At 74.0% G+C, this 19,485-nt stretch carries 21 protein-coding genes; 16 read left to right on the top strand and 5 right to left on the bottom strand.

What is annotated here, in order from left to right; translation table 11 throughout:
- Nucleotides 1-17: 17 nt before the first annotated feature.
- On the bottom strand, nucleotides 18-1,166 hold the full coding sequence (locus tag OO63_RS17535; protein ID WP_031192615.1) for an agmatine deiminase family protein: 1,149 nt from the start codon (nucleotides 1,164-1,166) through the stop codon (nucleotides 18-20).
- 266 nt (nucleotides 1,167-1,432) lie between these two features.
- Between OO63_RS17535 and OO63_RS17530 the strand changes: the two genes are divergently transcribed.
- Both OO63_RS17530 and OO63_RS17525 read left to right on the top strand, forming a co-directional pair.
- Nucleotides 1,433-2,011, top strand: coding sequence for a TetR/AcrR family transcriptional regulator (locus OO63_RS17530; RefSeq protein ID WP_030361789.1), 579 nt, complete (start codon nucleotides 1,433-1,435; stop codon nucleotides 2,009-2,011).
- Nucleotides 2,012-2,259: 248 nt separating this feature from the next.
- Nucleotides 2,260-2,550 carry a hypothetical protein gene (locus OO63_RS17525; protein ID WP_157854012.1) on the top strand — a complete coding sequence of 97 codons (291 nt, stop codon included), beginning with the start codon at nucleotides 2,260-2,262 and terminating at the stop codon, nucleotides 2,548-2,550.
- Between the two features lie 214 nt (nucleotides 2,551-2,764).
- Here the strand turns inward: OO63_RS17525 and OO63_RS17520 are convergent, their stop codons facing one another.
- Nucleotides 2,765-2,962 carry a hypothetical protein gene (locus tag OO63_RS17520; RefSeq protein WP_030361787.1) on the bottom strand — a complete coding sequence of 66 codons (198 nt, stop codon included), beginning with the start codon at nucleotides 2,960-2,962 and terminating at the stop codon, nucleotides 2,765-2,767.
- Between the two features lie 458 nt (nucleotides 2,963-3,420).
- Between OO63_RS17520 and OO63_RS17515 the strand changes: the two genes are divergently transcribed.
- The 8 genes from OO63_RS17515 to OO63_RS17480 all read left to right on the top strand — a co-directional run bounded on the left by OO63_RS17515 (nucleotide 3,421) and on the right by OO63_RS17480 (nucleotide 12,846).
- Entirely contained in the window at nucleotides 3,421-4,254 is an 834-nt protein-coding gene (locus OO63_RS17515) for a M55 family metallopeptidase (RefSeq protein WP_030361786.1), read from the top strand.
- Nucleotides 4,247-5,572, top strand: coding sequence for a M20/M25/M40 family metallo-hydrolase (locus tag OO63_RS17510; protein WP_030361785.1), 1,326 nt, complete (start codon nucleotides 4,247-4,249; stop codon nucleotides 5,570-5,572). Before OO63_RS17515 ends, OO63_RS17510 begins: the two co-directional genes overlap by 8 nt.
- A gap of 16 nt (nucleotides 5,573-5,588) precedes the next feature.
- Entirely contained in the window at nucleotides 5,589-7,589 is a 2,001-nt protein-coding gene (locus OO63_RS17505; protein ID WP_030361784.1) for a S9 family peptidase, read from the top strand.
- A 149-nt stretch (nucleotides 7,590-7,738) separates the two neighbouring features.
- Entirely contained in the window at nucleotides 7,739-8,674 is a 936-nt protein-coding gene (locus OO63_RS17500) for a S66 peptidase family protein (RefSeq protein WP_030361783.1), read from the top strand.
- Between the two features lie 199 nt (nucleotides 8,675-8,873).
- Nucleotides 8,874-9,125, top strand: coding sequence for a LapA family protein (locus OO63_RS17495; RefSeq protein ID WP_030361782.1), 252 nt, complete (start codon nucleotides 8,874-8,876; stop codon nucleotides 9,123-9,125).
- Between the two features lie 77 nt (nucleotides 9,126-9,202).
- Nucleotides 9,203-9,763: a GNAT family N-acetyltransferase gene (locus OO63_RS17490; protein WP_030361781.1), complete on the top strand. Its 561-nt coding sequence runs from the start codon at nucleotides 9,203-9,205 to the stop codon at nucleotides 9,761-9,763.
- Between the two features lie 102 nt (nucleotides 9,764-9,865).
- A complete protein-coding gene (locus OO63_RS17485) occupies nucleotides 9,866-10,762 on the top strand; it encodes an arginase family protein (protein ID WP_030361780.1) in 897 nt (298 codons plus the stop codon).
- 125 nt (nucleotides 10,763-10,887) lie between these two features.
- Nucleotides 10,888-12,846, top strand: coding sequence for a DUF5107 domain-containing protein (locus OO63_RS17480; RefSeq protein ID WP_031192614.1), 1,959 nt, complete (start codon nucleotides 10,888-10,890; stop codon nucleotides 12,844-12,846).
- A gap of 150 nt (nucleotides 12,847-12,996) precedes the next feature.
- On the opposite strand, the gene OO63_RS17475 is transcribed toward OO63_RS17480, so the two are convergent.
- Entirely contained in the window at nucleotides 12,997-13,356 is a 360-nt protein-coding gene (locus tag OO63_RS17475) for a VOC family protein (protein WP_030361778.1), read from the bottom strand.
- A 135-nt stretch (nucleotides 13,357-13,491) separates the two neighbouring features.
- Between OO63_RS17475 and OO63_RS47585 the strand changes: the two genes are divergently transcribed.
- Nucleotides 13,492-14,181 carry a phage holin family protein gene (locus OO63_RS47585; RefSeq protein ID WP_051810957.1) on the top strand — a complete coding sequence of 230 codons (690 nt, stop codon included), beginning with the start codon at nucleotides 13,492-13,494 and terminating at the stop codon, nucleotides 14,179-14,181.
- Here the strand turns inward: OO63_RS47585 and OO63_RS17465 are convergent.
- Nucleotides 14,156-14,761, bottom strand: coding sequence for a nucleoside/nucleotide kinase family protein (locus OO63_RS17465; RefSeq protein ID WP_397622168.1), 606 nt, complete (start codon nucleotides 14,759-14,761; stop codon nucleotides 14,156-14,158). The two genes, OO63_RS47585 and OO63_RS17465, sit on opposite strands and share 26 nt — an antisense overlap.
- A gap of 89 nt (nucleotides 14,762-14,850) precedes the next feature.
- Entirely contained in the window at nucleotides 14,851-15,954 is a 1,104-nt protein-coding gene (locus OO63_RS17460) for an enolase C-terminal domain-like protein (protein WP_030361775.1), read from the bottom strand.
- 147 nt (nucleotides 15,955-16,101) lie between these two features.
- Between OO63_RS17460 and OO63_RS17455 the strand changes: the two genes are divergently transcribed.
- The 5 genes from OO63_RS17455 (at nucleotide 16,102) to OO63_RS17435 (ending at nucleotide 19,480) form a co-directional block, all read left to right on the top strand.
- Nucleotides 16,102-17,463: an NAD(P)/FAD-dependent oxidoreductase gene (locus tag OO63_RS17455; RefSeq protein WP_030361774.1), complete on the top strand. Its 1,362-nt coding sequence runs from the start codon at nucleotides 16,102-16,104 to the stop codon at nucleotides 17,461-17,463.
- Nucleotides 17,464-17,517: 54 nt separating this feature from the next.
- Nucleotides 17,518-17,853 (top strand): gas vesicle protein GvpO, encoded by a 336-nt coding sequence (locus tag OO63_RS17450; protein WP_030361773.1) that lies wholly within the window; start codon nucleotides 17,518-17,520, stop codon nucleotides 17,851-17,853.
- A gap of 140 nt (nucleotides 17,854-17,993) precedes the next feature.
- Entirely contained in the window at nucleotides 17,994-18,428 is a 435-nt protein-coding gene (locus OO63_RS17445; RefSeq protein WP_030361772.1) for a gas vesicle structural protein GvpA, read from the top strand.
- Nucleotides 18,425-19,192, top strand: coding sequence for a GvpL/GvpF family gas vesicle protein (locus OO63_RS17440; RefSeq protein WP_030361771.1), 768 nt, complete (start codon nucleotides 18,425-18,427; stop codon nucleotides 19,190-19,192). The genes OO63_RS17445 and OO63_RS17440 overlap by 4 nt, the downstream gene beginning before the upstream one ends.
- Nucleotides 19,193-19,201: 9 nt before the next feature.
- Complete coding sequence (locus OO63_RS17435) at nucleotides 19,202-19,480, top strand: gas vesicle protein GvpG (RefSeq protein WP_030361770.1); 279 nt, start codon at nucleotides 19,202-19,204, stop codon at nucleotides 19,478-19,480.
- The last annotated feature ends 5 nt before the right edge of the window (nucleotides 19,481-19,485 follow it).

Here is a 19,485-nt window from a genome sequence, read left to right as displayed (position 1 = left end):
GGAGGAGAAGGCGGCGGTCAGTCGACCGGCTCGCCGGGCTGGTCGTGCGTGGCGCAGTGGATGCCACCGCCGCCGGAGGCGATGGTGTCGATCTGGACCTGCACGATGTCGCGCTTGGGGAAGTGCTCCTGGAGGATGCTCTTGGCGCGCTTGTCGGCCTTGCGGTCGCCGAACCTCGGCATGAACACGGAGTCGTTGGCGACGTAGAAGTTGGCGTACGTCGACACGAAGTCGTCGCCCTCGCCGGTGATCCGGTCCAGGTCGGGCTGCGGCAGGTCGATGATCTCGAAGCGGCGGCCCTTGGCGTCGGTGGCCTTGCTGAGCACGGACTTCGCCTGGTCGGCGGAGCGGGACCAGGAGTCGGCGGGCATGCCGGGGAACGCCCGGTCCAGGAGCACCACGCCGGGCGCCGTGAACCGGACGAGGCTGTCCACGTGCGCGTCGGTGATGTCCTCGCCGCGCACGCCCGCGAGCCAGATCACCTTCTCGACGCCCAGGGTCTCCTTCAGCTCGGCCTCGATGCGGTCGCGGCTCTTGCCGCGGTTGCGGTTGTCGTTGACGATCGAGCTCTCCGTGATCAGGAGCGTGCCCTCGCCGTCGGTCTCGAAGGAGCCGCCCTCGGAGACCAGGGGTGCCTTCTCGCGGGGGATGTCGTACTTCGACAGGAGGGTGCGGCCGACCCGGCCGTCGTTGGTGTGCTCCTGCTTGTTCCCCCACCCGTTGAAGTTGAAGTCGACGCCGACGACCTCGCCGTCCTCCTCCACGAACACGGGGACCGTGTCCCGGGCCCACAAGTCGTCGACGGCCAGGGGGACGACCTCGACGTCGCGCCCGCACGCCCGCTGGGCGGCCTTGACCTGGTCGGGCCGGGCCATCATCACCACGTACTCGTACTCGCCGATGGCGCGCGCGATGCGGGCGATGTCCTCCCGTACGTAGGGCAGGTCCTCCTCCCACACCGACTCCAGGGCGGGCCACGACATGAAGGTGCGCGCGTGGCTCTCCCATTCGGCGCCCAGGCGCCGCCCGTCGGTCTCGGTGTCCGCCCCGGCGGTGCCCGCGGCCTTCGTCTCGCCGGATCCGCCGGGCCCGCAGGCCGCGGAGCCGAGGACGACGGCGCCGATCCCGGCGAGCGCGCGCAGGGCGGAGCGGCGGGAGGGGCGCATCGAGGCGAGGGGGGAGGCCGGGGCGAGGGAGGCGAGGCGGGCGTGGGGGGTGAGGGGGGTGAGGGGGGACACGGTGAACTCCGATCATCGTGATGGCCACAAGCTAGCCGTCGGCAGGGTGGGGTGCTCGACGAGCGCGGGTGGGGACGGCGGGTGCGGCCGTGCGGCCCCGTCGCGGTGGCCGTGCGACCACTGTGGCACGGACTGAAAATTCAGTCAAAGACGGATGCGGAGTGTCCGGGACCGGCCCGGTAGGGTTCGGATCCATGGCGCCCCGTACTACCCAGATCCTCGAAGCGGCCGCACGGCTGATCGCCCGTCGCGGGGTCCGCGGCCTGCGTGTCGAAGAACTCGCCGCCGAGGCGGGCGTCTCCACCGGGCTGATCTACTACCACTTCAAGGACCGCACCGGGATCCTGCGCCAGACCCTGGAGTTCATCAACGGCCGCGCCGAGCGCTACACCACCGACCGCGACCCGGACGCCGAGCCCCTCGCTCCGCGTGAGGAGCTCGAGGAGATCCTCCTCCTCGAACTGCAGGACACCCCCGAGGTCAGGGAGAACAGCTCCGCCTGGGGCGAGTTGCGGGCGAGCGCCGTCTTCGACGAGGTGCTGCGCGAGGACCTGGCCCGGGCCACCCTGGTGTGGGTGCAGGAGGTCGCCGCCCTCATCGGCCGGGTGCAGCCGATGACCCCGGCGCCCGCCCTGGCCGCGGCCGGGGAACGGCTCACGGCGCTGCTCGAAGGGCTCAGCATGCGCTGGCTCAGCGGCGGGATGCGGCTCGACCACGCGCGGGACCTGATGCGCGGCGCCATCGACGCCGAACTGGCGCTGCTGCGGCGGTAGCGCCCCGGTGGTGTCCCGGTGATGCCCGGCTCGTCTTTGGCTGAAAATTCAGTCAGTATCAGGGTGCCTGGGTACCTGGGTGCCTGGGTGCCCGGCACCTCAACGGCAGCCGCCATTGCCGCTCACCTCCAGGTGGCCGTAACCGAAGGTCGCATGATCCGGTTACAGGACCGACCAGTCGGAAGCCGACGTTCCGTCTTTCTGTCCGGCGCTCCGGCTCTTTTCGAACCTCTACGGTGAGGAACTCTGTGAACCGCAATCTCCGGGCCCGTCTCGCTGCTTCCGCAGGTGTCGTGGCCCTCGTGGCGGGCGGGATGCTGGCCGCCGCGCCGGTGGCCCAGGCCGACGGCCCCGACTGTGCCACCTTCCTGTCCGACCCGCTGGGGCGGAGCACCACCGACGGCAACGTGTTCTGCCTCGTGGGCGCCGCGAAGATCCCGGTGGTGTCGGAGGTCGTGTGCCCCGTCGGCCTGCGCCACGTCTCGCAGGTGTCGGACGGCAGCTCCGGCATCGCCTGCCGCCGCGCCGCCGCCCAGTAGGACCCTCGCGGGTTCCCCTGGTCGGCGCCGACCCCTTGTGACAGGGGCCGTCAGCCCCGGTGCGCAAAGCGGGCCCCACCCCTCCGAGGGGTGGGGCCCGCTTTGCGCACCGGGGCTGACGTGTGGTGCGGGGATCGCCGGGGCCGCCCGGGCCGGGACACGGCACCGCCCCGGTGCGGGCCGTGGCGGCGCGCACCGGGGCGGAGGGGGTGGCTCAGACGTGCGCCGCGACGATGATCGACTTGAACTTGGCCTCGGGCCCGAGCTTCTCCCCGAACCCGACCACCGTCTTCTCGCCCTGGCAGTCCTCCTGGGTGAAGATGCCGACGTCGTAGTCCGGCACCGCGTTGTCAGGCGAGAAGGCGGTCTCGTTCTTGCCCTCGACCTCGGGGATGTTCAAGCACACGTCCACGTCCGGTTCTTCGACCTTGCTCGCCGTCGGGCTGTTGGGGTCGCCGTACTGGTAGAAGAAGTCGCCTTTGACCGCGCTGGCCGATGTGGGGATGGTCAGGACGAGGGCGAGGGCGCCGAGGGCGGCGCCGACTGTGCGGCGAAGACGCGTGAGGGGGACTTCTCTCTGCTCGACGGACGCCGACCGACGGCCGACGATCCGTTGTCGAGCATGTCCTGGAAGACGGGCGTCTTCGAGGAGTCGCCTCGGCGCCTAGAGGTGATCTTGGGGGCGTACGGAAGCGCGTCACTGCCCCATCAGACAGGCCCTAGGCCGGGGCGTTCCGTACCGCGTAGCGTGACGCCGTGTGAAGATCTTTACCTCGGACCGGCGGTGCCCGTGGGCCGGGTGAGCGGTGCTGATGCCGCTCCCCGCGCCCACGCCTCCCACGTACCGCCACGCACCCAAGGCTGGAGCTCATGAAAATCCTCATCAGCGCCGACATGGAGGGCGCCACCGGCGTCACCTGGCCCGCCGACGTGCTGCCGGGCACGCCGCAGTGGGAGCGGTGCCGGTCGATGTTCACCTCGGACGTGAACGCCGCCGTGCTCGGGTTCTTCGACGGCGGCGCCGACGAGGTGCTCGTCAACGAGGCGCACTGGACCATGCGCAACCTGCTCCTCGAACAGCTCGACGAGCGGGCCGAGATGCTCACCGGCAGGCACAAGTCCCTCTCCATGATCGAAGGCGTCCAGCACGGCGACGTCGACGGCATCGCCTTCATCGGCTACCACGCGGGCGCCGGCATGGAGGGCGTCCTCGCCCACACCTATCTGGCCAACCAGATCACCGGTGTGTGGGTCGACGGCGTCCGCGCCAGCGAGGGCCTGCTGAACTCCCACGTCGTCGCGGAGTACGGCGTCCCGGTGGTCCTCGTCACCGGCGACGACCTGGCCTGCGAGGACGCACTCGGCTACGCCCCCGGCGCGCTGAAGGTCGCGGTCAAGGACCATGTGTCGCGGTACGCGGCGGTGTGCCGCACCCCCGCGCGCACCGCCGCCGACATCCGGTCCGCCGCCAAGGACGCGGCGGCCCTCGCCGTGCGGCACGAGCCGGTGGCGGCAGGACCGCACACGGTGGAGGTCGAGTTCGACGCGGAACACCTGTCGATGGCCGCGACGGTCGTTCCGGGCGTGCGGCGCGTGGCGGAACGGAAGGTCGCCTACACGAGCGACACCATGTACGAAGGCATCCGCACGTTCAAGGCGGTCACCACGATCGCCTCCGCCGCTGTCGAGGAGCAGTATGGCTGACCAGGTCGACCCTCAAGCACTGGACGAGGTCGTCCGGTTCACCTCGGATCTCATCCGCATCGACACCACCAACCGGGGCGACGGCGCCTGCCGCGAGCGCCCCGCCGCCGAGTACGTCGCCGAGCAGCTGGCCGGGGCGGGCCTCGAGCCCACGCTCCTGGAGCGCACGCCGGGCCGCACCAACGTCGTCGCCCGCATCGAGGGCACCGACCCGTCGGCGGACGCGCTGCTCGTCCACGGGCATCTGGACGTGGTGCCGGCCGAGGCCGCCGACTGGCGCGTGCACCCTTTCTCCGGCGAGATCGTCGACGGGGTCGTGTGGGGGCGCGGCGCCATCGACATGAAGAACATGGACGCGATGATCCTCGCGGCCGTCCGCAGCTGGGCGCGCACGGGCGTGGCGCCGCGCCGGGACATCGTGATCGCGTTCACCGCCGACGAGGAGGCCAGCGCCCTGGACGGCTCCGGGTTCCTCGCCGACGAGCACGCGGGCCTGTTCGAGGGCTGCACGGAGGGCATCAGCGAGTCCGGGGCGTTCACGTTCCACGACGGCCGGGGCAACCAGCTCTACCCGATCGCGGCGGGCGAGCGCGGCACCGGCTGGCTCAAGCTCACCGCGCGCGGCACCGCGGGCCACGGCTCCAAGGTCAACCGTGACAACGCCGTGAGCAGGCTCGCCGCGGCCGTCACCCGCATCGGGGAGTACCGCTGGCCGGTGCGGATCACCCCGACGGTGCGGGCGGCCCTGGTCGAACTCGCCGGGCTCTACGGCCTGGAGGCCGACCCGGACGCCCCCGGCTTCGACGTCGACGCGTTCATGGAGAAGCTCGGCCCCACCGCCGCCCTCGTCGAGCCGACGGTGCGCAACAGCGCCAACCCGACCATGCTCCAGTCCGGGTACAAGGTCAACGTGGTCCCGGGTGAGGCCACGGCCTATGTGGACGGCCGATATGTGCCGGGCGGCGAGGAAGAGTTCCGCGCCACCCTTGACCTGCTCACCGGACCGGACGTCGACTGGGAGTTCCACCACCGGGAGGTGGCGCTGCAGGCGCCGGTGGACACCCCCACGTACGCCAGGATGCGGGCGGCCGTCGAGGAGTTCGCGCCGGAGGGCCGCGTCCTTCCGTACTGCATGTCGGGAGGCACGGACGCCAAGCAGTTCTCGCGGCTCGGCATCCGCGGCTACGGCTTCTCGCCGCTGCGGACGCCGGAGGGCTTCGACTACCAGGCCCTCTTCCACGGAGTGGACGAGCGGGTGCCGGTCGAGGCGCTGCACTTCGGCACCCGGGTGCTCGACCGCTTCCTGCGCACGGCCTGACCGACCTTTGGGGGAGATGAACGACATGGCGAAGACCACGCCGTACGGCTCGTGGCGGTCCCCGATCGACGCCGCGCTCGCCGCGGCCCACGACGGCCACCCCGCCTTCGTCGGCTTCGTGGGGGACGAGGTCTGGTGGACCGAGCCACGGCCCGCCGAGGGCGGGCGGCGGGCGCTGGTGCGGCGCCGCCCGGACGGGTCCGAGGAGTCGGTGCTGCCCGCGCCGTGGAACGTCCGCAGCCGCGTCATCGAGTACGGCGGCCTGCCCTGGGCCGCCGCCGCGCGGCCCGGTGATCCGCGCGGACCGCTGGTGGTGTTCGCCGACTTCACCGACCAGCGCCTGTACGCCCACGAGCCCGACGTCCCCGAGGCCGAGCCCAGACCCCTGACCCCGCTGTCCGGCGTCGGCGGCGGGCTGCGCTTCGCCGACCCGCGCGTCCACGCGGACCGCGGCGAGGTGTGGTGCGTCCTGGAGGAGTTCACCGGCGACGCGCCCACCGACGTGCGGCGCGTCGTGGTCGCCGTACCCCTTGACGGCTCGGCCGCCGAGGACCGGTCGGGCTTGCGGGAACTGTCCGACGGGCGGCACCGCTTCGTCACCGGGCCGCGGCTCTCCCCGGACGGCACCCGGGCGGCCTGGCTGGCCTGGGACCACCCGCGGATGCCGTGGGACGGCACGGAACTCCTCGTCGCCGACGTCAGCGCGGACGGCACCTTCGCCGCAGCCCAGGTCCTCGCGGGCGGCCCGACGGAGTCGATCGCGCAGGCCGACTGGGCGCACGACGGGCGGCTGCTCTACTCCAGCGACCGCTCCGGCTGGTGGAACCTGTACCGCGCGGAGCCCGACGGGACGGCGAGCGCGCTCTGTCCGCGCGAGGAGGAGTTCGGCGGGCCCCTGTGGCAGCTCGGCCTCAACTGGTTCGCGCCCCTGGACAGCGGCCTGATCGCGGTCGTGCACGGCACCGGCGCCACCGCGCTCGGCGTCCTCGACCCGGAGACCGGCGAGGTCGTCGACGCGGCGGGCCCCTGGTCGGAGTGGTCGGCCTCGCTCGCCGTCCACGGCACCCGCGTCGCGGGCATCGCCGCGAGCCCCCGCAGCGCCTACGAGGTCGTGGAGCTGGACACCCGCACCGGCAGGGCCCGCGTCATCGGCGCCGCGCACGACGATCCGGTCGACCCCACGTACTACCCCGAACCCCAGATCCGCACCTTCCTCGGCCCCGCCGGACGCGAGATCCACGCCCACATCTACCCGCCGCACCACCCCGGCCACGTCGCCCCCGGCGGCGAGCTCCCGCCCTACGTGGTGTGGGCGCACGGCGGCCCCACCTCCCGCGCCCCCCTCGTCCTCGACCTCGCCATCGCCTACTTCACGTCCCGGGGCATAGGCGTCGCCGAGGTCAACTACAGCGGCTCCACGGGGTACGGCAGGGCCTACCGCAACCGGCTGCGCGAGCAGTGGGGCATCGCCGACGTCGACGACTGCGCGGCCGTCGCGCTCGCCCTCGCCGACGAGGGCACCGCCGACCGCGCGCGGCTCGCGATCCGCGGCGGCAGCGCGGGCGGCTGGACCGCGGCGGCCTCCCTGACCACGACCGACGTGTACGCCTGCGGCACCATCATCTACCCCGTCCTGGACCTCGCCTCCTGGCAGGACGGCCAGACCCACGACTTCGAGTCGCGCTATCTGGAGACCCTCGTCGGCCCCTACGCCGAGGTGCCGGGCCGCTACGAGGAACGCTCGCCCGCCCGGCACGCCGACCGCATCACCGCGCCGTTCCTGCTGCTCCAGGGCCTCGACGACGTGGTCTGCCTGCCCGCGCAGTGCGAGCTGCTTCTGACCCGGATGCAGCGGCGCGGCGTGCCGCACGCGTACATCGCCTTCGAGGGCGAGGGGCACGGGTTCCGGCGCGCGGACACCATGATCAGGGCCCTGGAGGCCGAACTCTCCCTGTACGCACAGGTGTTCCGCCTCGACCCGGCAGGCGGCACACCCACGCTGGAGCTCGCCAAGTGAGCGGATCCGAGGAGCCCTTGTCCGAGCGGCCCGTGTCCGAGGTGCCCGTGTCCGAGCGGCCCGTGTCCGGGGTACCCGTGTCCGAGCGGTCCGGCAGCCCGAAGCTCACCGTGCCCCCGTCCCCGCCCCCACCCGCGCCCGCGGTCGCCCTGCCGCCCCTGGTCCGCCCGCCCCGCCTCGTCCCCGGCGACCGGGTCGCCGTCGTCGCGCCCAGCGGGCCCGTGCCCGAGCACCGGCTCGAAGCGGGCCTCGACATCCTGCGCGGCTGGGACCTGGAGCCCGTCGTCGCGCCCCACGTCCTAGACGTGCACCGGGAGTTCGACTACCTCGCGGGCGAGGACGCCGACCGGGCCCGGGACCTGGAGCGGGCCTGGCGCGATCCGTCCGTGGCGGGCGTGTTCTGCGCGCGCGGCGGCTACGGCGCGGCGCGGATGGTGGAGCTGATCGACTTCAATGCCCTGCGTGCCTTCCCGCCCAAGGTGTTCCTCGGGTTCAGCGACATCACCACGCTGCACGAGGCGATCGCGCGGCGCCTCGGCGTCGTCACCCTGCACGGGCCGATGGTGGCCGCGTCCGACTTCCTGAAGAACGCCCGCGCCCAGGAACACCTGCGGCTCACCCTCTTCGAGCCGGAGGCGGTCCAGGTCATCGACTCGACCGGCCTTCCCCTCGTCGGGGGCCGGGCCCGCGGGGTCACCTTCGGCGGCTGTCTGTCCCTGCTGGCCGCGGACCTCGGGGTGCCGGGGACGCGCCTGCCGGCGCGGGGCGGGCTGCTGTTCCTGGAGGACACGGACGAGGAGCCCTACCGGCTCGACCGGTACCTCACCCAACTCCTGCGCGCCGGACAACTCGACGGCGTCACGGGCGTCGCCCTCGGCTCCTGGGAGGAGTGCGGCCCCTACGACGCCGTGCGCGCGGTCCTGCGCGACCGGCTCGGGGGTCTCGGCGTGCCGGTCGTGGAGGAGTTCGGATTCGGCCACCGCGAGGGGGCGCTGACGATCCCGTTCGGGGTGCCGGGGGAGTTGGACGCGGAGACGGGGACGCTGCGCCTGGACACACCGGCGCTGGGTGAGCGCACGGGCTGAGGCCGGGCGGGGGGGAGGGTCGGGCGCGGCGTGCAGGGGCCGGGCACGGCGCGAGTGGGCCCTCCCGCGCCTGTGCCGTCACCCGAATGGCCCACCCCGTCCCGCCCCCGGCGACACCCACCGCGCGGGATCCGGTGCCACTGCCCATCCTGGACCCGGGGGAGCGGCCGGCGCTCCGACGGAACGGAAGGGTCCAGACATGAGCCCCAAGAGCTCCACGGGCGGCTCCACGAGCCCCTCGAAGGGCGGCGTGGGCGCGCTGATGACGCCCGGCAGGGTGACCGTCGCGGCGATCGCCCTCCTCACGCTCGTCTTCATCTTCGAGAACACCCGCAGCACCAAGATCCGGCTCCTGATCCCGGAAGTCACCGTGCCGCTGTGGATGGCACTGCTCGGCACCGGCCTGATCGGCGCCCTGTGCGGGGCGTTCTTCGTCAGCCGCCGCAAGTGACGGCCGCCGGGGGCGCGCTCCTCGGGCGGGCGCGACCGCGCCCGGTGACCTCACCGGCCGCCGGGTAGCGTGGCCGGATGCCGCACACCCGCCCCGCCCCGCTCGCCGAAGGCCCCCGCGTGGGCATACGCCCCTACACGTACGAGGACGCCGCCGAGTTCACCGCCCGGGCCCGGGAGAGCGGCGCCCTGCACCGGCCCTGGCTGTTCCCGCCGACGACGGCCGAGACCTACACGGCGTACGCGCGCACGCTCATCGAGGACCCCACCAAGGCCGGTTGCCTCGTGTACGACCGGGCCGACGGCGCCCTCGCGGGGTTCATCAACATCAACAACATCGTCGAGGGCGGCTTCCGGTGCGGGGCCCTCGGCTACGGCGCGTTCGCGCACGCGGCGGGGCGCGGGTTCATGGGGGAGGCGCTCGGGCTCGTCGTGCGTCACGCCTTCGGGGAGCTGCGCCTGCACCGCCTGGAGATCAACGTCCAGCCGCGCAACGCCGCCTCCATCGCGCTCGCCCGCCGCGCGGGCTTCCGCCTCGAAGGGTTCTCCCCCCGCTTCCTGTTCATCGACGGCGCCTGGCGCGACCACCAGCGCTGGGCCCTCACCACCGAGATGACGCCCGCCGAAACCCTCGGCTGACCTGGGCGGGGCTCGCCGTCGGCGGCGGCCCGGGCGGACCGGCGAAGGACGGCGGCCAAAGGCCATTGAAAGCGGTCGTGCCGGTCACGGAGGATGAGCGGCATGCGAACTGTTGTGATCATCGACGCGCCCTCCAACCTGGGCCTGCGTCCGCCCGCCCCGGGCACCGTACCCGGCTGCTACAAGCTTGCCGGAGCGCTGCGCGAGCGCGGCATCCTGCGCCGCCTGGACGCCGTGGAGGGCGGCGTCGTCGTACCGCCGCGCTACGACCGCGGCGACTGGAAGGAGGGCGACGGCGTCTTCAACGCCGCCGCCATCGCCGCCTACACGCCGCAGCTCGCCGACCGCATCGAGCGGCATGTGCGCGCCGGTGACCTGCCCGTCGTCCTCGGCGGCGACTGCTCCATCCAGCTCGGCGCGTCTCTCGCGCTGCGCCGGATCGGACGCTTCGGCCTCGCCGCGATCGACGCCTCCGCGGACTTCCGCCACCCGGGCAACTCCGACCGCGTCGGCGCCGCGGGCGGCGAGGAGCTGGCCCTCGCCACCGGCCGCGGCCAGCGCGACCTCTCCGACATCGAGGGGCTCGGCCCCTATCTGCGCGACGAGGACGTACGGCTCTTCGGGATGCGCGACGAGGACGAGGACCGCTCCGAGCTCGGCGAACTCGGCATAGCCACCGTCACCGTCGGCGAACTGCGCCAGTGGGGCGCCGACGACGTCGCCCGCTCCGCCGTCCGCAGCCTGGAACACGACACCCTGGAGGGCTTCTGGGTGCACCTCGACGCCGACGTCCTCGACCCCGCCGTGATGCCGGCTGTCGACAGCCCCGACGCGGACGGCCTGCACCCCGACGAACTCCTCGCGCTGCTGCGCCCGTTGGTCCGCTCCCCGCGCTGCGTCGGCCTCAACGTCACGATCTACGACCCCGACCTGGACCCGGACGGCACCGCGGGCGACGTCCTCACCGACGTGGTCGTGGCGGCCTTCGCGGAGTCCTGACCGTTCGCTGCGGGATCCGTGCGCAATCCTGACCGGCGAAGGCCCTGGCCGGAGCGGGGCCGAGCGTGTTCCATGGTCAACGGAGGACCGGGGGCGCACAGCGTCCTCGAACTGAGGAGGATGCCTTGGCGACGACCGTGCGACGCGACACCACGACCCTGCCGGCCGCCGAGTTGGGACCGGAGAACCCGCTGCCGCCGCTCAAGCCGCTCGACGCGGCGCACGGCCTCGACGACAAGGACCTCGAGGGGCTGCCGCGCGACATGGCGCGGCAGCTCACCTACGAACCGCTCCGGTCGGTGCTGCCCGCGCGCGTCCGCGACGGCTACGGCCGCGAGCGGACCCCCACGTCCTTCGACACCCTCGTCATCGAGAACACCCGGTTGCGCGTCACGGTCCTGCCCGGCCTCGGCGGCCGGATCCACTCCCTCTTCCACAAGCCGACCGGCCGCGAACTCCTCTACCGCAACCCGGTGTTCCAGCCCGCCGACTTCGCGCTCAACGGCGCCTGGTACTCCGGCGGCATCGAGTGGAACATCGGCGCCACCGGCCACACCGCGCTGTCCTGCGCGCCCCTGCACGCCGCCCGCCTGACCGCGCCCGACGGCGGCGAGATGGTGCGCCTGTGGGAGTGGGAGCGGCTGCGCGACATCCCCTTCCAGGTCGACCTGTGGCTGCCGGAGGACTCCGACTTCCTGCACGTCGGCGTGCGGATCCGCAACCCCCACGAGCGGCCCGTGCCTGTCTACTGGTGGTCCAACATCGCCGTGCCCGAGGAGCGCAGGGTCCTCGCCCCCGCCGACGAGGCCTGGCACTACGGCTACGCGCGCACCCTGCGGAAGGTGCCGGTGCCCGAGCACGACGGCGTGGACCGCACCCGGCCGCCGCGCGCCGAGTTCCCCGCCGACTACTTCTACGACGTCCCGGACGGGGCGCGCCGCTGGATCGCCGCCCTCGACGAGGACGGGCACGGCCTCGCGCAGACCTCCACGCCGACGCTGCGCGGCCGCAAGCTCTTCGTGTGGGGCACCGGCACGGGCGGGCGCCGCTGGCAGCGCTGGCTCACCGAACCCGGCACCGGCGGCTACGCCGAGATCCAGGCCGGGCTCGCGCGCACCCAGCTGGAGCACGTACGCCTCGACGCGGAGAGCGAGTTCGCGTGGCTGGAGTCGTACGGGCCGCTCACCGCCGACCCGGACGTCGTGCACGGCGCCGACTGGGCGGCCGCGCGCGGCGAGGCGCAGGCACGGCTCGCACAGGCGCTGCCCGCCGCGGCCGTGGACGCCGCCTACGACCAGTGGCGGCCCCGCGCCGACGCCGAGCCGGAGGAGACCCTCGCCGTCGGGTCGGGGTGGGGCGCCCTCGAAGTCCTGCGCGGGCAGTACAAGCTGCCAGGCACGCCCTTCGCGGAGGCCACGCTCGGCCCCGAACAGGAGCCGTGGCTGGAACTGCTGCACAGCGGGGCCGTGCCGGAGCCCCGGAAGGTCGGGCCGCCCGGGCCCACCCTGGTCGCCCCGCACTGGCGGGACATGCTGGAGACCGCGCCCGCGCGGCCGCACGCCGAGTACCACCTCGGCGTCGCCCAGTGGCACGCCGGGGACCTGGCCCAGGCGGTGCGCAGCTGGGAGCGCGGCCTGGAACTCGCCCCGTCCCGCTGGCCGTTGCTGCGCTGCCTCGCCGTCGCCGACCAGGAGTCCGGCCATGTGGAGCGCGCCGCCGACCGGTACGCCGAGGCCTTCGACGACCTGTGCGCCGAGCGTCGCGACGACGGCGTGGTGTGGTCCGCGGCGACCGCCGCCCTCGGCCGGGAGGTCATCGGCGCCCTGGTGGCCGCGGGGCGCGCGGAGGCGGCGCGGAGCGTCTGGGACCGCCTGCACGCGCACACGCGCCAGACGGGCCGATTCCGGCTGATCGAGGCCCAGTTGCTCCTTGCGGAGGGCGAACTCCGCGCTGCTCGCGCCGTTTTCGAGGAGGGCTTCGAGGTGGCCGACCTCCGGGAGGCCGACGAGGTCATAGGCGAGGTGTGGGCGGCGGTGTCGGACGAACCCCTGCCGGAGAGGTACGACTTCCGGATGCGGCCATGAGGGTGCCTGTGCGGTGAGCCGGGGGCCTCGGCCGCTGCCGGAGCGCGTCGGCCCGCTTCCGCGCCCACGCCGTCCCGGTCCGCCCTGGTCCGCCCCGGTGCGGTGCCGGGGCGGGGGTGACGGGCGGGTGCTCGTGGGTGCGGGTGGGGATCAGTGGGGGGCGGGGGCGTTCCGGTCGACGTACTCGAAGACCGCGCCGTCGGGGTGCATCGCGATGAGGTTGCGTCCCGCGGGGGTGGGCACGGGGCCCGCGACGATGTGCGCGCCGGAGGCGGTGAGGGTCGCGAGCGCCTCGTCGATGTCCTTGACGGCGATGGTCGCCGCGACCTTGCGCAGCACCTCCAACTCCGCCTCGGGGCCGCTCATGAGCAGAAAGCAGCCGACCGAGGCGACGGCGACGCCACCCCGCTCGAAGCGCATCGCGGTGCTGCCCGTCAGCCGTTCGTAGAACGTGACGGACGCCTCCAAGTCGCTGACGCAGACGCGCAGCACGGTTCCCAGGATCTCCATGGGGACGAGCCTAGTTGGCGCCGCGCGGACACGAGATCGTTTCCGGTTCTCGGGCACCGGCGGCCCCGCGCCGTTACGCGACGCGGGCGCCGGGTACTCGTCCGCCCCGACCGCTCCGGAAGGAAGGACGAGAACATGCCGGTCCAGGACAAGAACGCACCGCTGACGGACACCCTGGGCGACGCCCTGTCGCAGGTCGTCCGCGACGCGGTGGACGAGTCCCTGCGGCAGACGGTGCGGCAGTCGCTGCGGGAGGAGCTGCACCACGAGTTGCGCGAGGAACTGCGCACGGAGGCCTCCGCGGTGGCGCGCAAGCAGCGCCGAAGGGCCGCGCTGTACGCGTCCTCCGGCGCCGCCGCCCTGTACGCGGGCGCCGCCGCCGCGCTCACCCTCGGCCTGGTCATCGCCCTCGGCCTGCCCGGGTGGGCGGCCGCGCTGATCGTGACCGCGCTGCTCGCCGTGGCCGCCGTCGTGATGCGCAACGCGGCCCGTTCCCCGGGGAAGAGGCCCGGGGCGCGCGAGGCCTCCAAGGCTCCGGTGGTCCCGGAGGCGCCCGTGGCCCGCGCGGCCGCCGCCGCTCCCGGAGCCCCGGCAGTCCCCGAGGCACCCGCGCCGACCGGCACCCCGGCGGCGGCGAACCCTCCGGCGGCCCCGGCAACCCCGGCCCCGGCGCCGCCGGTGACCCCTGCGGAACCCGCACCCCCGACGACCCCGCCCGCCCCCACGGGCGGCACGAGCGGCACCGGCAGTACCGGCGGCACCGACGACTTTCCGACGGTCCCGCCGTCCCGCGCGCCCCTCAGGCCGCCCAACCCGCCCGTCTGATCACGTCCGCCGCGATGTCACCCACCGTCCGGCCGTCCGTCGGCACACGGTGGGTGTCCGGCGGCACCAGGTCGTCCAGGTGCCGGGCCATGAACGCGCTGCGCCGCAGGTGCCGGTCCAGCTCGGAGCCCACCTCCCGCTCCCTGAGGCGCTGTTCGGCGGTGGCGTCGGTCGCCGTGAGCAGGATCCGGACGATCCGGGGGCGGCCGATGGCCTCGGTGAACAGCCACTCCTCGGAGGGCAGGACGCCGGCCGTGTTCGTGTAGACGAGGCGGCGGCAGCCGAGGTCGGCGTAGTTCGCCCAGAGGGCGGCGAGGTTCTGGCAGGTGAGCCGGGAGCGGTGCGGGTCGCCCGCCGGGGCGGGGTGGACCGCGTCCAGGAAGTCGCCCTCGATCAGGGCGTGCCCGATGTCCGCGGCCACCAGCTGGGCCGCGACCTCCCAGCCGACGGACGACTTTCCCACCCCCGAACGCCCTCCGATCAGCACGACCTCCGGCCCGGCGGCCGGATCCGCGCCCCCGCCGACCGTCGTCACGTCCAGGCTCGGCCCCGTATCCCTGCTCGGCCCCGTATCCCTCATCGCGTCCATGACCGCCGAGCATGCCCGCGCCCCACCACCGCGCGCGACCCGATATTCCCGACCCGGTGTTCCCCGCCGCGCGAGCACCCTCACGCGACCCGGTACTCCTCCACGTCCGGCGTGCGCAGGAGCAGCCCGTGGCCGGTGCCGCCGCCCGGGCGGACCGTGCCGCCGGTCGGGTCCAGGACGCCGTCGAAGACGATCGACTCGACCCGGACGTGGTCGTGGAACCACTCGACGTGCCGCAGGTTCGGCACGCACGCCGCGACCGCCGCGTGCGCGTGCGGGGCGCCGCGCGCCGACACCTCCAGGCCGTGGGCCTCGGCGAGCGCGGCGGCGCGCAGCCACGCGGTGAGGCCGCCGCAGCGGGTGGCGTCGGCCTGGAGGCAGTCGACGGCAGGGACCATCCGGGCGAAGTAGGGGAGGCCGTGCCCGTAGCCGCCCGCCGCGATGTCGCAGACGAGGGCGTCGCGCACCAGCGCGAGGCCCGTCAGGTCGTCGGCGGACACCGGCTCCTCGAACCAGCCCACGCCGTGCTCGGCGAGCACCCGGCCGATCCGCACCGCCTGCTTGCGGGTGTACGCGCCACCCGCGTCGACGTACAGCTCGGCCTGCCGCCCGATGACATCGCGGGCCCTGCGCACCCGCGACACGTCGCGCGCCGCCGCCCGCCCCCAGCCCTCGCCGACCTTGATCTTGACGCGCGGTATCCGCTGGCCGTGCACCCAGCCGTTGAGCTGGGCCGCCAGATGCGTGTCGTGGTACGTGGTGAAGCCGCCGCTGCCGTAGACCGGCACGTCGTCGCGGGCCGCGCCGACGAGCCGGACCAGGGGGACCTCGAACAGGCGGGCCTTGAGGTCCCACAGGGCGATGTCGAGGGCCGAGATCGCGCGGGCGGCGAGCCCCTCGCGGCCGGTGTCGCGCATCGCCTTGGTGAGCGCGTCGTGCGCGGCGGGGATGTCGAGGGCGTCGCGGCCCGCGAGGACGGGCGAGAGCTGTTCCCGTACGAGGTCGACGGTGGCGGCGGGCGCGTAGGTCCAGCCGGTGCCGGTCGCGTCGCCCGCGGAGACCTCCGCGACGACGATCGTGGTCGTGTCCCACGCGAACGTGCCGTCGGCTTCCGGGGCGTCCGCCGGGATCGTGTACGCCGACATCATGGGCGGCTCCACGCTGACGTATCCGGACTCGGCCATGGGGCACACGCCCTTCGCTCTGGTGTGCGGGCCGGGTAACCCGGGGGCGCGACGGCAAACGGCGGGCGTTTCACCGCGGCCGGGCCAGGGCACGCGGGAGGTCCGCCGGAACACACCGGACGTACCGGACCACGCAGGAGGCACACTGTGAGCCGAACCGCCGTCCGACCGCACGTCGTCATCGTCGGCGCGGGCTTCGCGGGGTTCCAGGCCGCCCGCACCTTGTCCCGCCTGACCCGCGGCCGGGCCGACATCACCCTGCTCAACCCCACCGACTACTTCCTGTATCTGCCGCTGCTTCCCCAGGTCGCCGCGGGCGTGCTCGAACCGCGCCGCGTCACCGTGTCGCTCGCCGGCGCACTGCGCCACGTACGCCTCGTGCTCGGCGAGGCCGACCGCATCGACCTGACGCGGCGCGCCGTGCACTACGCCGACCCCGAGGGCCAGGACGGCGAACTCTCCTACGACCGCCTGGTGCTCGCCGTCGGCAGCGTCAACAAGCTGCTGCCCGTGCCCGGGGTCGCCGAGCACGCGCACGGCTTCCGCGGGCTTCCCGAGGCCCTGTACCTGCGCGACCACGTGACGCGGCAGATCGAGCTGGCCGCGGCCTCGGACGACCCGTCGGCGTGCCGGGCGCGCTGCACGTTCGTCGTGGCGGGCGCCGGCTACACGGGCGTCGAGGTCGCCGCGCACGGCGAGCTGTTCACGCGCTCCCTGGTGCGGCGGCAGCCGCTGCGGACCGGGATCGAGCCGCGCTGGGTGCTGCTCGACATCGCGCCGCGGGTCCTGCCGGAGCTCGACCGGCGGCTCTCGGCCACCGCGGACCGGGTGCTGCGGCGGCGCGGCGTGGAGGTCCGCACGGAGACGTCCGTGAAGGAGGCGACCCGCGAGGGCGTGCTCCTCTCCGACGGCGACCACCTGCCCACGCGCACCCTGCTGTGGTGCGTGGGCGTGCGGCCCGACCCGCTCGTCGCCGGGATCGGCAGCGCCCTGGAGCGGGGACGGCTGCTCGTCGACCCGTTCCTGAACGTGCCGGAGCACCCCGAGGTGTTCGCGTGCGGCGACGCGGCGGCCGTGCCCGACCTGACCGCGAAGGGGCAGTACACGGCGATGACCGCGCAGCACGCCTGGCGGCAGGGCAAGACCGCGGGCAACAACGTCGCCGCCTCCCTCGGCCTCGGCCGGCGGCGCTCCTACCGCCACCACGACCTCGGCTTCACCGTCGACCTCGGCGGCGTCAGCGGCGCCGCCAACCCGCTGGGCGTCCCGCTGTCCGGCCCCCTCGCCGGGGCCGTCACCCGCGGCTACCACCTGGCGGCGATGCCCGGCAACCGGGTCCGGGTCGCCGCCGACTGGCTCCTGGACGCCGTACTCCCGCGCCAGGGCGTGCAGTTGGGCCTGGTCCGGTCCTGGTCGGTGCCGCTGGACACGGCGTCGCCGGAGACCGCGCGGGTGGCGGGGGCGCCGGAGCGGACGCGGGACGCCGCCGAGCGGACCGGGGAGGAGTGAGGACGGACGGCGTTTGGCCCGCGCCCACAGGGTCACTCGGACCAGGAGGTGGCCATGACCCAGACGTCGAGAAAGCAGAGCGCGAACACGAACAAGACCAAGGCCGACACCGACGGCCTGCCGGGACCTGTCACCGTGCTGCGCCGCGCGCGTGAGCAACTGGCGGAACTCACCGGTCAGACCGTCGAGTCCGTGTCGTCCTTCGAACGGACCGAAGAGGGCTGGGACCTGGCCGTCGAGGTGCTCGAACTGGTCCGCGTGCCGGACACGATGAGCCTGCTCGCGACCTACACCGTGACCCTCGACCCGCAGGGCGACCTGACCGGGTACCGGCGCGTGCGGCGCTACGAACGAGGGCGGGCCGACCCGCCCCGGCCGGGCGGCGGCTGACCCCCGCCCCACCGGACGGCGGCAGACCCGCCCCGGACCCCCGCGGCGTGCCCGATCCCCCTCGCCGGGCCACGCGTCCGCGGACCCCGGCCCGCCCCGACAACCCCCAGACATCCCCGACGCAAGGAGGACCGGTCGGCATGACCGTCGTCCCGGCACAGCAATCCGGCGGCGCAGGCGGCACCAGCGGCCTGTACGACGTCATCGAACTCATCCTGGACCGCGGGCTCGTGATCGACGCCTTCGTCCGTGTCTCGCTCGTCGGCATCGAGATCCTCAAGATCGACGTGCGGGTCGTGGTCGCGAGCGTCGACACGTACCTGCGGTTCGCCGAGGCCTGCAACCGCCTCGACCTGGAGGCGGGCCCGCACAAGAGCCCCGGCCTGCCCGACCTCGTCGGCGAGATCACCGAGTCCGGCGCGCGCGGCAAGTCCAAGGGCGCGCTCTCCGGCGCGGCGGAGACCATCTCCGACGCGTTCCGGCAGGCCCGTGACGAGGGCCGCGGCGAGGAGGAGCCCGCACGATCGCGCACCCGCCGCGCACCGTCCCGCGCCCGGAAGGAGGAGCAGGAGTGACCACGTACATCTACGGCATCGCCGCCACCACGCACCCGGCGCTTCCCGAAGGCATGGGCGGCATCGGCGACCCCGCGCACAAGGTGCGCGTGCTCCGGCACGGCGACCTCGCCGCACTCGTCTCCGACAGCCCCGAGGACCTGCGGCCCAAGCGCCGCGACCTGCTCGCGCACCAGAGCGTCCTGGACGAGGCGGGCGCGGGCGGCCCCGTCCTCCCGATGCGCTTCGGCAGCCTCGCGCCGGACGACGACGCCGTCGTCGCGGTGCTCGCCGACCGGGCCGGGCACTACGCGGAGCGGCTGCGCGCCCTCGAAGGCAAGGCCGAGTACAACGTGAAGGCCGCACACGACGAGCAGGCCGTGCTGCACCACGTGCTCGCCGAGAACCCCGAGCTGCGCGCCCTGGTCGAGGCCAACCGGCGTGCGGGAGGCGGCAGTTACGAACAGAAGCTGCACCTCGGCGAGCAGGTGACCGCGGCCGTGCGGGCCCGCGAGGCCGGCGACGGGGCCGAGGTGCTGCGTGCCCTCGAGCCGTGCGCCGACTCCGTGAGCGTCGCCCCCGAGGGCACCGGCTGGCTCGCCAACGTGTCGTTCCTGGTGAACCGCGACAGCGCCGACGGATTCGTCGCCGCCGTCGAGGAACTGCGCCGCGAGCAGCCCCACCTGGAGCTGCGCGTGCACGGCCCGCTGCCCCCGTACAGCTTCGTCGACCCGGGCCCGGCGCGGCCCGCCGACGACGCCGCGAGCGTGGGCCGAGGGCGCTGAGGCCCGGCCATGGGACTCATCGGCGAACTGCTCGCCCTGCCCCTTGCCCCTGCCCGGGGCACCCTGTGGGTGCTCCGCCAGGTGGTCACGGAGGCGGAGCGGCAGTACTACGACCCCTCGGCCATCACCCAGGAACTCGCCCTTCTCACCGAGCGGTTGGACGCCGGTGAGATCGACGAGGACGAATTCGACCGCCGCGAGGACGAACTCCTCGCCCGTCTCGGCCACGGTCCCGTCGGCGGCGTGGCAGGGACGGACGGCCGACCGCCGGCACCGTCAGGGCAGTGAGGACA

The sequence above is a fragment of the Streptomyces alboflavus genome (assembly GCF_000716675.1).
Taxonomy (GTDB): domain Bacteria; phylum Actinomycetota; class Actinomycetes; order Streptomycetales; family Streptomycetaceae; genus Streptomyces; species Streptomyces alboflavus.
The sequence above is the reverse complement of the archived record's forward strand: the minus strand, read 5'-3'. Positions and strand labels throughout refer to the sequence as shown.

Bases quoted from the DNA above. Each gene is read 5' to 3' on its own strand.
- OO63_RS17535 (WP_031192615.1), bottom strand. From the start codon at position 1,166: ATGCGCCCCTCCCGCCGCTCCGCCCTGCGCGCGCTCGCCGGGATCGGC.
- OO63_RS17530 (WP_030361789.1), top strand. From the start codon at position 1,433: ATGGCGCCCCGTACTACCCAGATCCTCGAAGCGGCCGCACGGCTGATC.
- OO63_RS17515 (WP_030361786.1), top strand. From the start codon at position 3,421: ATGAAAATCCTCATCAGCGCCGACATGGAGGGCGCCACCGGCGTCACC.
- OO63_RS17510 (WP_030361785.1), top strand. From the start codon at position 4,247: ATGGCTGACCAGGTCGACCCTCAAGCACTGGACGAGGTCGTCCGGTTC.
- OO63_RS17505 (WP_030361784.1), top strand. From the start codon at position 5,589: ATGAACGACATGGCGAAGACCACGCCGTACGGCTCGTGGCGGTCCCCG.
- OO63_RS17495 (WP_030361782.1), top strand. From the start codon at position 8,874: ATGAGCCCCAAGAGCTCCACGGGCGGCTCCACGAGCCCCTCGAAGGGC.
- OO63_RS17490 (WP_030361781.1), top strand. From the start codon at position 9,203: ATGCCGCACACCCGCCCCGCCCCGCTCGCCGAAGGCCCCCGCGTGGGC.
- OO63_RS17485 (WP_030361780.1), top strand. From the start codon at position 9,866: ATGCGAACTGTTGTGATCATCGACGCGCCCTCCAACCTGGGCCTGCGT.
- OO63_RS17475 (WP_030361778.1), bottom strand. From the start codon at position 13,356: ATGGAGATCCTGGGAACCGTGCTGCGCGTCTGCGTCAGCGACTTGGAG.
- OO63_RS47585 (WP_051810957.1), top strand. From the start codon at position 13,492: ATGCCGGTCCAGGACAAGAACGCACCGCTGACGGACACCCTGGGCGAC.
- OO63_RS17465 (WP_397622168.1), bottom strand. From the start codon at position 14,761: ATGAGGGATACGGGGCCGAGCAGGGATACGGGGCCGAGCCTGGACGTG.
- OO63_RS17460 (WP_030361775.1), bottom strand. From the start codon at position 15,954: ATGGCCGAGTCCGGATACGTCAGCGTGGAGCCGCCCATGATGTCGGCG.
- OO63_RS17450 (WP_030361773.1), top strand. From the start codon at position 17,518: ATGACCCAGACGTCGAGAAAGCAGAGCGCGAACACGAACAAGACCAAG.
- OO63_RS17445 (WP_030361772.1), top strand. From the start codon at position 17,994: ATGACCGTCGTCCCGGCACAGCAATCCGGCGGCGCAGGCGGCACCAGC.
- OO63_RS17435 (WP_030361770.1), top strand. From the start codon at position 19,202: ATGGGACTCATCGGCGAACTGCTCGCCCTGCCCCTTGCCCCTGCCCGG.